This window comes from Cetobacterium sp. ZOR0034 (assembly GCF_000799075.1).
Lineage (GTDB): Bacteria > Fusobacteriota > Fusobacteriia > Fusobacteriales > Fusobacteriaceae > Cetobacterium_A.
Genome location: NZ_JTLI01000068.1, coordinates 1 through 14,346 on the forward strand (window position 1 = coordinate 1; position 14,346 = coordinate 14,346).

Annotated in this window: 10 protein-coding genes and 1 CRISPR repeat array; of the genes, 6 read left to right on the forward strand and 4 right to left on the reverse strand. The window is 28.2% G+C overall.

Translation table 11 applies throughout. The features are described from left to right. Positions 1-49: 49 nt before the first annotated feature. A complete protein-coding gene (locus L992_RS11330; protein ID WP_047396345.1) occupies positions 50-1,789 on the reverse strand; it encodes a TonB-dependent receptor in 1,740 nt (579 codons plus the stop codon). A 148-nt stretch (positions 1,790-1,937) separates the two neighbouring features. Between L992_RS11330 and L992_RS11335 the strand changes: the two genes are divergently transcribed. Next, positions 1,938-2,303 (forward strand): YbaN family protein, encoded by a 366-nt coding sequence (locus tag L992_RS11335; protein WP_047382616.1) that lies wholly within the window; start codon positions 1,938-1,940, stop codon positions 2,301-2,303. Between the two features lie 38 nt (positions 2,304-2,341). Here the strand turns inward: L992_RS11335 and L992_RS11340 are convergent, their stop codons facing one another. Then, the gene (locus L992_RS11340) at positions 2,342-3,670 is read right to left on the reverse strand and encodes a DEAD/DEAH box helicase (RefSeq protein ID WP_081982900.1); all 1,329 of its coding nucleotides are present in this window, start codon (positions 3,668-3,670) and stop codon (positions 2,342-2,344) included. A gap of 111 nt (positions 3,671-3,781) precedes the next feature. Between L992_RS11340 and L992_RS11345 the strand changes: the two genes are divergently transcribed. From L992_RS11345 to L992_RS11360, 4 genes are all read left to right on the forward strand, one after another. After that, positions 3,782-5,470, forward strand: a complete 1,689-nt coding sequence (locus tag L992_RS11345; protein ID WP_047396350.1) for a GGDEF domain-containing protein — start codon at positions 3,782-3,784, stop codon at positions 5,468-5,470. A 140-nt stretch (positions 5,471-5,610) separates the two neighbouring features. Further along, on the forward strand, positions 5,611-6,999 hold the full coding sequence (locus L992_RS11350) for a PTS transporter subunit EIIC (RefSeq protein WP_052193985.1): 1,389 nt from the start codon (positions 5,611-5,613) through the stop codon (positions 6,997-6,999). A gap of 14 nt (positions 7,000-7,013) precedes the next feature. Next, positions 7,014-8,444, forward strand: coding sequence for a glycoside hydrolase family 1 protein (locus tag L992_RS11355; protein WP_197053426.1), 1,431 nt, complete (start codon positions 7,014-7,016; stop codon positions 8,442-8,444). A gap of 9 nt (positions 8,445-8,453) precedes the next feature. Then, a complete protein-coding gene (locus L992_RS11360) occupies positions 8,454-8,762 on the forward strand; it encodes a hypothetical protein (RefSeq protein ID WP_156110693.1) in 309 nt (102 codons plus the stop codon). A gap of 61 nt (positions 8,763-8,823) precedes the next feature. Here the strand turns inward: L992_RS11360 and L992_RS11365 are convergent, their stop codons facing one another. Beyond that, the gene (locus L992_RS11365) at positions 8,824-10,725 is read right to left on the reverse strand and encodes a PTS fructose transporter subunit EIIC (protein ID WP_047396353.1); all 1,902 of its coding nucleotides are present in this window, start codon (positions 10,723-10,725) and stop codon (positions 8,824-8,826) included. 167 nt (positions 10,726-10,892) lie between these two features. Here L992_RS11365 and L992_RS11370 point away from each other — a divergent pair, with 167 nt between their 5' ends. Then, positions 10,893-12,944 carry a transcription antiterminator gene (locus L992_RS11370; RefSeq protein WP_047396355.1) on the forward strand — a complete coding sequence of 684 codons (2,052 nt, stop codon included), beginning with the start codon at positions 10,893-10,895 and terminating at the stop codon, positions 12,942-12,944. A gap of 85 nt (positions 12,945-13,029) precedes the next feature. Continuing rightward, a CRISPR array of direct repeats spans positions 13,030-13,381; the repeat unit is 29 nt; unit sequence GTTATAATTCCACTATTGTGGATATAGAC. A 382-nt stretch (positions 13,382-13,763) separates the two neighbouring features. Here L992_RS11370 and L992_RS11375 read toward each other — a convergent pair. Continuing rightward, positions 13,764-14,346 (reverse strand): hypothetical protein (locus L992_RS11375; protein WP_197053427.1); only part of this gene is annotated, 583 nt, incomplete at its 5' end.

Genomic DNA, 14,346 nt, shown 5'->3' on the forward strand with positions numbered 1-14,346 from the left:
TTAAGATAGCCTATTTGGACATTTAAAATTTGATAGCTAAGAAGTTAATTTACACTAAATTTGGTATACTCCCAAATTTTCCAACAGATTGCTCTAATCCCATTTCAAACCCTTTTCTTTTAGTTTCATCTAAGTTTGAGTAAGTCCAATGTTTTCCGTGTGTAACTTCTTCGTAATAGATCTCATCTTTAGTTCTACCTGCAAAAGCGTTTAATGATATGAAACTTCCGAAAGCAAAATCTTTTAATCCTATTTCAATAGTTTGATTTGTTTCTGCTTTTAAATCGTTGATAGCATAGACATTATTTATCTTATCTTGGAACTCAGTTGGAGCTGGAGTTCTGAAACTTTGCTCAAATCTAGTATAGATATTACCTGTATCAGAGTATAAGTAGTTAATAGCAAATTCATAACTATCATTTCTCATAGATTTCTTTATTTCTTCAGCTTTTAATCCAGTATCGACAGTAAAACCAGGCATTACTTGATGAGAATAGTGAGTAGTTTTTGTTGTATCAAAACTTGTCCATTCTCTTCTAACACCTTGAAGAAACTGTAGCTTATCTACAGATGTTTTGTTGAATACATAGATACCATGACTTTCTTTTTCACTATCTAAGTTATAAACTTTGTACATATCCATAAAATTATCAAAATCTCTACTACTTTTCTGAAGTTTGTAGTCATATCCTAAAATTAGGTAGCTATCATTTCCATATTCATATTTAATAGATGGATTTATTTTGAATTTTTCATCTGTGAAAGTTCCTATATTATCTGCATAATATTCGCTATAAGTTTCAGGCTTAATAAGAAGACCTATTGATGTTAATTCTTTTGTATAAACATCATTGACATTTTCTTGGTAACTCATATTTAAGTTTAGTGAAATTTTAGAGTTAATAGTTTTATCATAATTTACAGCAAATTCGTTTCTTTTTAAGTTGCTTCTATCTAATTGATCAGTAGATCCAACTGCACCTGAAGTTAGCTCAGAACCAGTAAAATCAACTCCTGATTGAGATGCGTCTGCATCTAATTCAGATTTAGTTAAAAGTTCAGCTGTTTTAGATTTTTTGTTGTAGTATGTATATTGTAATTTTAATTTATCATCCTCACTTAATTTTAAAAGTGTAGTTAAATTAAAATGCTCATTTTTTGTATTTTCATAATCTCTATTAGTGTCGTTATCCTCTTTAGAATAATCAATAATAAAAGCTAGATTATCATTTACTTTTATAGAAGTTCCTGTTTCAAATCTACGTTCGTTGTCACTTCCATATCTAAATCCAACATACCCTCCTGTTTTATCAACAGAAGATTTAGTTATTATATTAACCAATCCACCAGTGAATCCATCTCCATAAAGAACTCCATTTCCCCCAGGAAGAATCTCTATTTTTTCGATAGATGATACAGAAACTGAATTTAACGGTAAAGTACCGTGGTTTATATCAACTGGATTTATAGCAGCTCCATCAACAAGAACTTGAACTGTTGCTTTAGAGTTTAATCCACTTCCTCTCATTTGAATACTTTCTCCGACAGAGTTTCTTGTAATTGTGATTAGAGGTGAACTTTCCAAAACTTCTGTTATATCTTTAAAGTTTTTTTCACTGATTTCCTCTTTTGTAATTATTTGAATGTTTTTAGTAGTATTTTGTAAAGATTGTTCATATCCAACAGTAGAGATAACACTCTTCTCTAGATACACTCCTTCACTACCAGGTTCCATAGCATGGCTTAGAGCTGAGATTATAAGCCCTAAATAAATAAAGTGTTTTTTCATTGAAATCCTCCGACTAAATATTTGATAATCAAAATAATATTACCACAATATTTATTGTTTTGCAAGAAAATAATATTAAATATTTAAATAATTTGAAATTCAAAGTAAAATATGCTAAAATAGTATAAATTAAACTTGGGAGGATTTTATGAAAAAAAAGTTATTTTTTATGTTGGGGTGCTTATCATTATTGCTAGGAACTATAGGGATATTTTTACCTATTTTGCCGACGACCCCATTTGTTTTATTATCTGCATTTCTTTTTGAAAGAAGTTCTGAGAAGTTCCATAGATTACTTTTAGAAAATAAAATATTTGGAAAATATATAAAAGATTATACGGAAAAAAAAGGAATAACTTATAAGAATAAAGTTATAGCAATAATAGTTATGACCTTAGGGATGGGAAAAGGTTTTTTATCTATGAATAATATTTATGGAAGAACGGCTTTAGTAATAATATTTTTTGCAGTTTTAACTCATTTGTTGAAATTGAAAACCTTAAAGGCAGAGTAAAAAAAAGGATTTAGCAATATACTAAATCCTTTTTTTAACTACTTTATGTTTGTCTTGTTTGTTTTAGCTCTTTTGTTTTCAGCTTTTTTTTGCCAAAACTTATTACCAGATGATTTTTTACTAGTTTCAGAATTTGATTTTTTAGTTGAATCGAACTCTCTTTTAGGTCTTTGTTTAAAAGTATCTTTTGGTTTTTTAGGAGCAGTTTTTCCTTCTTGTCCGTGAATTGTCACAAATTCAGTTTTGTTTGTTTTTATAATATCAGCTAAGAATTTTTTATCTTCAAAGGCTGAGAAAGTCAAAACGATACCATTTTTATTTGCTCTTCCAGTTCTTCCACTTCTGTGGGTAAAAGCTTCAGCAGTTTTAGGAAGATCATAGTTGATAACATGCGTAACTTGAGGGATATCTAATCCTCTTGCAGCAATATCAGTAGCAACTAAAATATTATAAGTTCCATTTCTAAAACCTGATAAAGCTGCATCTCTTTGGTTTTGAGAAAGGTTTCCTTGGAAATGAACAGCTTTAAAACCTTTATTTTCTAAAACTCTACTTAAATATTTAGCTTTATGTTTACCGTTAGTAAAAATAATAACTGATTCAATATCAGAATTTTCTAAAATTTCAACTAATTTAGCTTTTTTATCAAGATTTTCAACGTGATATAACTCATGTTCAATAAGTTTTACAGGATCTTTATATTCTATTTCAATAGTTTTGTGATTCTTCTCTAAAACTTTAAATGCAAGAGTTTTAATCTCTTTTGGCATTGTTGCAGAGAAAAACAGAGTTTGTTTCTTTTTTGGTGTGTGTTTAACGATTTTTTCGATATCTTTTAAGAATCCCATATCTAACATATGGTCAGCTTCGTCAAGAACAAGGAATTCAAGTCTTGTTAATCCTAGATTTCCTTGATTGATGTGATCTAAAATTCTTCCAGGACAACCAACAACGATGTCAACACCAGTTTTAAGAACATCAATCTGCTTCTTAACAGAAGTACCACCATAAACGGCTAAAGTTTTAATTCCAATACCTTTACCTAGTTGCAGTATTGTGTTGTTAATCTGCTCAGCAAGTTCTCTAGTCGGGGCTATAATAAGTGCTCTTACTCCCTTTCCCTTACCTTTAGTTGTAGCTATTTTTTCTAAGATAGGGAGAACAAAAGCCGCAGTTTTTCCAGTTCCCGTTTTAGCAAGTCCAAGTACATCTATCCCGCTTAAAATAGTTGGAATAGCTTCAGCTTGTATAGGTGTTGCTTCTTTATATCCAACAGCAGTAATCTGTGTCATTATTTCGTGTTTAAAATTAAATTCATTAAAGTTCATTACATCTCCATTTAAAAATATTTTTTGTTTATCCATCATTATAGCATTCTTTTAAGAAAAATAATATAGAAATTTAATTGTAGGTGTTATAAAAAAGGGATTTAATATGTTATAATTAAAGTCTGAGATAAGTAAAATAAGGGGGATTTGATGAAGAAAAGATATTGGACAGTTGTTCTGTTTTTTTTAGTTTTTGGAGTTTTTTTTACTAAAGGACTTTGGAAGCAAGTAAATAGAAAAACTTTTCCTAAAGAATTAATAGAAGAAATTGATTCAAAGGAATTAAAAGGGAAGTTAACAGTTTTAGAAAAGTCTGTTTTAGAGCAATTTGAAAATATAAAAGAGCGGGAGTATAACTCTAGATATGATGAAGTTGTAGAGATTGCAAGACCTTTATTAAATAGTGAAAATGGAGTCGAATTAGGGAGCTATATGTTAGGAAAACTTTTATTAAGCGATCAATTATCTCCTAAAAATTCTCTATTTGTGTTAAATAAGCTTAGGGTTTTAAAAATGCGACGTCAAAATTTTTTAGAGTCAATTAGATATTGTTTAGAGTACATAAAATTAGCAAAGTATGTTGATAGTGATTATGATGTTGATCGAGGAAAAATGGGCTTATCTATTATTATTAGTAGTTTAAATGGTTATGAAATATCAAATGAAATATTAGAGAGTATATTAAAAGAGGAACGAAATTACAAAGATTCAAACCAAGTAAAAATTGTTGCACTTTTAAATTTAGCAGAAAATAATATAAGAATTTCTAATTATAACAGGTCGTTAGAAGCTTTAGATAAAATAGTGGCAAAATCTTCAGAAGAGAAAGAGGCTTATACTGATAGTTTGATGGTTGTAGTTCATTCGTTATATAGTTATAATTATGCTTATTTGGGAAATGAAAAGAAATCGTATGACCATTTAATAAAAGCTCAAAAATTCTTATCTAAAAGAAAAATTTCTTATTTTATAGATGAACATATATATTACTCAGTTGCTGAGTCCTTATATAATCTATATTTTGCAATACTTGAATTTTCAGAGGAAAAAACATTGAATATTCTAAATTCTGTTGAAAATAAAAGTGATTTTGGATTTTTGTATTATAGTTATGAAATTTTATTTGAATATTATAGAAAAACTGATAATTTTGAAAAATATGAGCATTTAAAAAGAAAATATGATAGAAAAATTACAGAAATAAATGAAATAAACTATAAAATGTTATCATTATATATGATTGAATCTATGGAGAGTGGAATTTCTAATAGAGAGTATAAAATCCTAGTTAATAGAGTTATCAGGATGTCTTTATATATTATTAGTTTATTGTTAGTAATTATTTTCTCTTTTAAGAAAGCTGTAGGACTACAAGAAGTTTCTACAACTGATTTTTTAACTAAAATTAACAATAGAAAATCATTCGATAGTACGATGGTTAAGATTTCTAATAAAGATTATTATATGCTGATATTTGATATAGATAACTTTAAAAAAATAAATGATACTTATGGCCATGGATTTGGAGATAGTGTTTTAAGAAAGATAGGACAACTTTTATTGATGAAAGAGGAGTTGTATAAAGTAAAAGTATATAGGATTGGTGGAGAAGAATTTGCTGTCTTATTTTTAGAAGAGTATTGCTCTCAAGAGAAATGTGTAGCTATAAGCGAAGATATAAGAAAGACTATTGAGAGCTTAGTTTGGATTAGAGATATAAAAGTAACAGTGAGTGGAGGATTATCTCGAAAATGTAATAAAGTTTATGAAGAGAGTGATAAACTTCTTTACGAAGCAAAAAAGTCTGGTAAAAATAAAATAATAAATAATTTTGTGTAAATAATTAGGTACTTAGAAATGAGTACCTTTTTTATTTTATTGTAAAAATATTTGAAGTAAAAAAAATTGCAAATACTACACTATAATGGTAGAATTTAAATATAATGAACTTGATTATCATAAAAGGAGAAAATTTATATATGAATTACAATAAAATAGGACGAGATATATTAAAGGAAGTAGGAGGAACATTCAATGTTAAAGAGTTGACATATTGTTTTACTCGATTAAGGTTTGTTCTTAAAGATTTGAAGTTAGTTGATAAAAAAAGGATAGAACAGTTAGAAGGAGTTATATCTGTAATAGAAAGCGGAGGTCAACTTCAGGTTGTTATAGGTTCGAAAGTTGAAAAAATTTACTTAGAGATTGTACCTATATTATCACAAAAAGATGAAGTGAAAAAAGAAGAAAATAAAAATGAAAGTTTAGAAGTTGGAAATATATGGAATAGGATTTTAATTGCAATTTCTACAATTTTCACCCCAATGGTACCGGCAATTGCAGCATCAGGTTTACTTAAAGGGACTTTGACAGTTGCAAGAATTTTAGCATCAAATAAAGGAATTGATATAACAGGCAATCAAACTTATACAATAATTATGACAGCAACAGATGCAATATTTTATTTTATGCCAATAATTTTAGCTTATACGAGTGCAAAAGTATTTAAAGCAAATGAATTTATAGCTATGGCACTTGGTGGAACGATGTGTTCTCCTGCAATTGTAGCTCTCATGGCTGGAAGTTCATCTGTTTACATGTTTGGGCTAGAGGTAACAAAAGCGAGTTATACATCCTCGGTTATTCCAATTGTAATTGGAGTTTTTATTTTAAGTTATGTGCAAAAATTTTTAGAAAAAATTATACCAGAGGTGTTAAAAATAATATTAGTTCCAGGTTTATCATTGATTATTATGATTCCTGCCATATTTTTATTCTTTGGACCTATTGGAATATATATAGGAAATATGATAAGCTTTATGTATGGAACTTTGATGGGAATTAGTCCGATTCTTTGTGGAGCTTTTGTAGGAGGAATGTGGTGTGTGTTTGTAATTTTTGGAGCACATAGAGCGTTGATTCCAATTGGGATAAATGATGTGGCACTTTTTGGTCGTCAGAATTTATTGGCTTTTGCTGGTGCAGCAAACTTTTCTCAAGGTGGAGCGGCTCTTGGAGTTATGTTAAAAACAAAAAATAAAAATTTAGAACCGATAGCTGCTTCGGCGAGTATTTCGGCAGCTTTATGTGGAATAACAGAACCAGCAATATACGGATGTAACCTAAGATTGAAAAAACCTATGATATATGCTGTTGTATGTGGTGCATTAGGAGGAGCTATAATGGGAGCTGGAGGAGTTTATGGAGACTCGTTTGCTAACAATGGAGTTTTAACAATAGCAACTTATGCTGCATTTGGAATGAAAAAATTTGTGTTTTATCTAATAGGAATTGGAGTTGCATTTTTTGGTTCGGCTCTTTTAACATTCCTATTTGGATTTGAAGATATTGAAAGTTTAGAAAAATAGATAGAGGAGTGAAAATGGATATACAAGATAAAATGAAAAAATTCCCAGAAAACTTTTTATGGGGAGCATCATCATCAGCTTTTCAAATTGAAGGTGGATGGAATCAAGGGGGAAAAGGAAAAACTGTTGCAGATTTCAATTCGTTTAAACGTTCAGATAAACAGGCTGATTCAAAAGTTGCGAGTGATTTTTATAACAACTGGAAAGCTGATATAGATTTAATGAGTGAGTTAGGACTTCAGCTTTATAGATTCTCAATCTCTTGGGCTAGAATTATTCCAACTGGTGATGGAGAGATAAATGAGGATGGAATAAAGTTTTATGATCAAGTTATTGATTATCTTTTAGAAAAGGGAATTATGCCTTTCATAACACTTTATCATTTTGATTTACCTTATGCATTGGTTGAAAAATATAATGGATGGGAAGATAGAGAGTGTGCTTTTGCTTTTGAACGTTATGCAAAAATATGTTTTGAAAGATTTGGTGCTAAAGTAAAAAATTGGCAAGTTCATAACGAGCAAAATTTAATGGTTAGAGTTGATGAGAGAATGAACATAGATGTTGAGAATAAATGGGAAGCGGATAGAATGAGAGCTCAAATGGATTATCACATGTTTTTAGCTCACGCTTTAACTGTTAAAGTTTTTAGAAAAGTTGTTGAAAATGGAAAAATAGGTCCAGCTGTTTCATCAACTTGTTCATACCCGGCAACAAGTAAGCCGGAGGATGTATGGGCAGCTAAGATGAACGATTGTTTTAAAACTGAGTACGCTTTAGATATGCATGTTTATGGTGAGTATCCAAAATATTATATGAGATACTTAAAAGAGAGAAACATTGTTCCTAAAACAGAGGCTATCGATAAGGATATTTTAAAAGGAGCTACAAATGATTTTATAGCTGTTAATTACTATAGAACTCTTTGTATAAAGCATTTACCAGTTGATGAAAATCATGTTTTAGGTGAAAGAGAGTCTATCATGAATCAAGTTGACTTTGATCAGTATGGATATTTTAGACATATAAAAAATGAGAATTTAAAAGCGAGTGAGTATGGAGCACAGATAGATCCATTGGGTCTTAGATTGGTTTTAAATAGATATTATGAAAAATACAGATTGCCAATGATTATAGCTGAAAATGGATTAGGTGCACATGATGTATTAACAGAAGATGGAAAAGTTCATGATAGCTATAGAATTGATTATTTGAGAGATCATATTGAAGCCTGTAGACTTGCGATGGAAGATGGTGTTGAGATGTGGGGTTACTCTCCTTGGTCAGTTATGGATATTTTAAGTTCTCATCAAGGGTTTAAGAAAAGATATGGTTTTGTATATATAAATAGAGATGACTTTGATTTAAAAGATATGAAACGTATAAAAAAAGATAGTTTCTACTGGTATCAAAAAGTTATTCAAACACATGGCGAAGAGATGTAGGTGATAAGTTTGGAAAATTTGATAATGAAGAGAGTTAAAGAGAAAAGATTTCAATTAATTTTACAAGTTTTTGATAAAATTGACTTTGAAAGAGTTTTGATACCAGAGGAGTATAGTAAAGAAACTTTTTATGATTTTTTAAAATGGAAAATAGGAAGTAGTTTAGGAATGAGATATGATAAACAACTTAATTTTATCTATTCTCAAAAAAATGAGGAACTTCAAGAACGTTTACTCAAAAACTTGGAGTATGATTTTAAGCAAGAACAGTTTGAAATTTTATCTAATATATATTTTGAGTTTGGAAAAGATAGATAAAAAAGAGATATGCACGCATATCTCTTTTTTATTTACTTTTTTATTATTGTTTTTATAAAGTTTAAATATTTTTTAAACTTTCTTCAATTAATTTTTTTGGATCTTGAATTGCTACTTTTGTTTTTACATCTAGCATTTTTATATTTTTAAATCTTTGAGGTTCTTTAATAGCTACATCGTGTGCAAATATTACAACTTTAGCATTTTCGACATCTTTTTGAGTAATTCTATTTACGATACCGTTAGCTCCTTGAGTTTCAACTTTTATTCTAATTCCCATTTTAGAGGCAGTTTTTTCAAGAGCTTTAGCAGCTAAGAATGTGTGAGCAACTCCAGAGGGGCAAGATGTTATAGCTAAAATTTCAGCTTCTCCTTCACCCACAACAGATTCATAATTTAATTCTTCCATCTCTTCATCTAATGTTTCAGAAGCGATAGGTTTTAAAATATTTACAATTAAAGCCGTAGTTAAAGCTCCTAAAATTGTTCCAAGTATGTATCCAAATTTTCCCTCAACTACTGGTAAAACAATCCATCCACCCCAAGGAGCATGATTGATAGAGTTCATTACAAATCCAACAATATTTCCAACAATTCCACCAGCAACTATAGCAGGTAAAACTCTCATAGGATCTGCAGCAGCAAAAGGAATTGCTCCTTCACTAATTCCAATTAGTCCCATTATAGCAGCAGCTTTTCCAGCTTCTTTTTCATCTTTTGTATATTTTTTAGGAGATAAGAAAGTCGCTAAAGCCATTCCAAGAGGCGGTGTACAAATTGCTATTCCAACTCCCCCCATCAACCAAGGTTGTGTATCAACTTGAGTTTGAGCGAAAAGTGTAGCAACTTTATTAATTGGTCCTCCCATATCAAAAGCTGTCATTCCACCAAGAATAGCACCAAGTGCAACTTTACCACTACCAGCCATACTAGCAAGCCATGCATTCATACTTGTCATCATACTTGCTATTGGGATACCGATTCCCCACATAACAATACCGCAAACTATAAATGTTCCAATTAATGGATAAATAAAAATTGAACCTAAAGATTTCATACTATCTGGAAGTTTAATTTTTTTAAGAAGATTGATAATAAAACCAGCTATAAATCCAACTATAATAGCTCCTAAAAATCCAGTTTTATAGTTTTGAACCGCTATCCATGAACCAATCATTCCTGGAGCTAAACCAGGTTTATCAGCAATTGAGTAGGCAATATATCCACCAAGAACAGCTGTGAAAAGAGTAAGTCCAGCGATTCCCATATCAGCCATATCTTTTAAAAATCCAGCTTCAGGAACAGCTCCTTTACCAGATAACATAACAGCAAGAGATAGTAGAACTCCACCAGCAACAATAAATGGAATCATGTGTGAGGTTCCAAAAAGAAGATGTTCTTTTAATTTGTTAAGTTTAAATTTAAGTGATTTATTTTCATCAATTGAATTTTCAAATACTTTTTCTTTTTTATTGATAGTTTGATTTTTTAGAGGAGCTGATTTATCATTTTTTAAAATAATATTCAAGAATTCATCTTTATTTTTAGCATTTCTAAGAGAATCTATAAACCCATCTTCCATAAAAAGAGTCGTAAGATTTGAAAGAACTTCAATATGTGTTGTTCCTTTTTCTGAATCAGGAATAGCTATTAAAAAAATTAAATCTACCTCATTACCTTCATCAACAGATTCCCAATCTTTGATTTTATTTTTTAATCTTGCAGCAGCGATTTTGGGGATTTTAACAGAAGAAGATTTTCCGTGAGGAATAGCAAGACCATCTTCTAATCCAGTTGGAGATTTACTTTCTCTAAGTAAAACAGCTTCAAGAAACTCATGTTTGTTTATAAGAGCTCCGTTTTCGTCAAGTAGATCAACTAATTTTTCAATTACTTCAGTTTTATTTGAAGAATTTGAATCTAAAAGAATTAAATTATTGTCGATTAAATTATTGAAATTCATAAAAACCTCCTAAGTTTTATTTTTATCCTATGATATCAAATTAAAAATAAAAATAATAGAATCATAATTTTTCAAAAAAATATGATTTTTTTTAACCCTATATGGTTAAAAAATAGAAAAAATGTATAAATTGTGATAAAATAACTTAAAAAAATGGAGAGGAAATAATGACTAAAAGAGAGATTGAAATTCTTAAATATATTATAAAATATAATGGGAAAATTAGTTATAAGTTACTTTCAGAACTTTTATGTATAAATGAAAGAAGTATACGATATGATATCGATAAAATAAATGAAATATTAAAAAAGAACAATCATCCTGAGATTGAAAAGTTTGAAAAAGGGAGAATATCTTATACAAATTTAAATATTTTAGTAATGGTGGCTGATAAATCTATAAAAAATATGGATATAACAGAGTATAAGGATGAGCTTATAATGTTTAAGGTTTTATTTTTAGGAAGAATAAACCTTAAAAATATAGAAGCAGAGCTTGGAATTAGTAGAACTAGTGTAAAGAATATTTTAAAGATAGTTAGAGAAAATTTAAAAAAATATGAATTGAAATTAGAGATTGAGATACAAAAAGGTTTGATTCTTGTTGGTGAAGAGGAGAATATAAGAAAAGCACAATTGAAATTCGTATTGATGTATTCAAAAGATGTTTATTTTTCAAGTATTCTTGAAAAGTATTATGAAAATATAGATAAAGAAAAAATAGAAATCTTTTTAAAATTGATAATGGATAGTACAAAACATGTAATATCAGATGAACCATATATAAATTTATATAACTATATTTTAATAACAATTGATAGATTAAAAAAAGAAAAACATATATCTAAAATTGAAAATCAGGTATTTTTTCAAGGGTTAAAAGAATATAAAGTAATAAATAAATTTTTAGATCTTTTAGAAACTGAATATAAAGTGAAAATTGATTCAAATGAAAAAGTTCGTTTAACAGATTATTTTTTAGGAAGTCATTGCTATTCAACTGAAAATAGTAGTTATCAGTTTTGGATAGAGATTGATATAATAGCTAAAAAAATAATTAAGATTTTTTCTGAAAATATGGGAGTGAATTTGTCTCGAGATAAAGTTTTATTAAAGGGAATCATCAATCATTTAAAGCCTACTATTCATAGATTAAAAAATAATCAGGTTTTAGAAAATAGTATTTTAAAAGATTTTTTAAAACTTTATAAACCGATTTTCATGGGAACTAAAAAATCTGTTAAGCCATTGAGAAACTTTATAGGATTGGAGATAACAGAGGATGAAATTGCTTTTTTAGCTATTCATTTTAAAGCAGCTTTAGATAGAACAAATAAACTTGAAAATAGAAAAAATAATATCTTAGTAGTTTGTAGTTCAGGATATGGAACATCAAAATTGTTATCTCAACAAATAAGTGAGAATTTTGCAGTTAATATTGTTGAGGTTATTCCATTTTATAGATTAAAAGATTATGTTTTAGAAAATATAGATCTTATAGTGGGAACTATAAATATGGATGAAATTAATCTTGGAAAACCCTGTATAACTATAAATACAATATTATCTAAGGAGGATATAACTTTACTTGAAAATGTTGGATTAAGTAAAAGAAAGAATCGTGTTTTCCTATCAGATTTATTGGAAATTTTTAAAAGAAATGGAGTAGTAAAAAATGAAAATGTTTTAGTAAAAGACCTATCGATATTGATGAATGAGATTTTAATAAATGATATACATAGTGATGAACTAAAATTATCTGACATGTTAGAAGATATTCTTCTAGATGTAGAGTGTGAAGATTGGGAAGAGGCTATTAAAATAGCAGGCAAAGTAATGATTGACAATGATATATGTGATATAACCTATATTAATAGTATAATCGATAGAGTAAAAGAGTTTGGACCATATATGGTTATGAGTAATAAAGTAGCTCTTCCACATAGCAAAAATATTGGTAATGTTTTTAAAAGTAAGATGGTTTTATTAAATTTTAGAAATGATATACTTTTTCCAGAGAATACACCCGTAAAAACAATGCTAACTTTTACTTCTCAAGATGAAGATACTCATTTGGATGCATTATCTAATTTTTTAGATTTAGTTAATAATTATAAATTTTTAGAGAAATTAGAAAATAATCCGAGTAAAAAAAAGATAGTTGATATAATAAAGAAGTATGAGTTTTTATCAAATTTAGGAAAAAATGGAGATATATAAAAAAATTCCCTCGAACTAAGCATTTTAGTAGCTAAAATTTGAGGGGGTTTTTATTTTTTTGTAATAAAGGTGCTTATATATTATAAGTGTAATTTTATTATTATGGATATAGACTAGTTCATAATGGAGAAGTAAATGTTAGTTGGTTGTTATAATTCCACTATTGTGGATATAGACTTAGATAAAGAGTTAACTAGAGTTGAAGTTTTGTGGTTATAATTCCACTATTGTGGATATAGACACGCAGAGAAAGAACTTTATGATTATAGGCTTTATGCGTTATAATTCCACTATTGTGGATATAGACCCAGGTTCTCCTGCAATTAATGAAGTCGTGTATAAGTTATAATTCCACTATTGTGGATATAGACCTATTCAAAATGAATTTCACGAATATTTAATAAAAGGGTTATAATTCCACTATTGTGGATATAGACCAGGTAGTTTTTTTAATTATTGTCAATTAAGGATTTATAGTGTTCAATATGTCGAACACTATAAATTTTATTTAAAATTATCTTTAATTTTTACTCAAGTCAAAGAGATATTCTCTAATATATATTTCTTATTGTTTGTCGATTAGCTACTATTTTCGCTTTATTCTAGGTCGACAAAAAAATGGAGCACCCTAAACTATTATTTTTTGTATATTATAATTAGCTCAATAATGCTTTTAGCTAATCCTAATAGACAAATTAAAAGTTCATAATTCATCAAACACCTCCTGAAATAGATTAAAGCAAATCATAGATCGAGGATTAGTTGAAAAGTAGGGCACTCACAATATTAAAATACCACAAAATTAAATTTTAATCAATATTATTTTCCAAATACTATTTTCTTTTTGAATAAATAGCCTGTGTTTAAATAGATTTTAGTTTTATAATCTTTCTTTAATGGATTTTTTTCAAATTTAGATTTAGGGAGTATCTCTAATTCTTTTATTTCTTTAGTGAATTTACATGAATAGTACTGCTCCTCTTTAAAATCTTCATCAGAACATTTTGTAATAACTTGATTTTCTACAATAATTTTAGTAAAAATAATGGTTTTTTTAAGTGTAGCATCATAAACATTTATATTTACAATTTTTTCCTCTTTATGTATAAACCTATTGATAATTTCATTTTTTAATAATCTAATAACACTCTCTTTATAAATGCCCATAAGATCAGAACTATCTTTTAAAAATATTTTATCAATTTCATTTTTATTTATGGCATAAACATTTGAAATTTTTTTACCGTTGTATAAAATCTTATTAAAATAGTTTTTATGATTTTGTACAAAATCATAACCATCAAAGATTTTTTTCAAAATAGTGGCTGGTGCTAGAATAAGTTTGTAGACATAAAATAACAAATCATGTAAACTAAAACTTGAAGGAAGTGATTTTATGTCT

Coding starts and splice junctions, on each gene's coding strand:
- L992_RS11330 (WP_047396345.1), bottom strand. CDS start 1,789: ATGAAAAAACACTTTATTTATTTAGGGCTTATAATCTCAGCTCTAAGC.
- L992_RS11335 (WP_047382616.1), top strand. CDS start 1,938: ATGAAAAAAAAGTTATTTTTTATGTTGGGGTGCTTATCATTATTGCTA.
- L992_RS11340 (WP_081982900.1), bottom strand. CDS start 3,670: ATGATGGATAAACAAAAAATATTTTTAAATGGAGATGTAATGAACTTT.
- L992_RS11345 (WP_047396350.1), top strand. CDS start 3,782: ATGAAGAAAAGATATTGGACAGTTGTTCTGTTTTTTTTAGTTTTTGGA.
- L992_RS11350 (WP_052193985.1), top strand. CDS start 5,611: ATGAATTACAATAAAATAGGACGAGATATATTAAAGGAAGTAGGAGGA.
- L992_RS11355 (WP_197053426.1), top strand. CDS start 7,014: ATGGATATACAAGATAAAATGAAAAAATTCCCAGAAAACTTTTTATGG.
- L992_RS11365 (WP_047396353.1), bottom strand. CDS start 10,725: ATGAATTTCAATAATTTAATCGACAATAATTTAATTCTTTTAGATTCA.
- L992_RS11370 (WP_047396355.1), top strand. CDS start 10,893: ATGACTAAAAGAGAGATTGAAATTCTTAAATATATTATAAAATATAAT.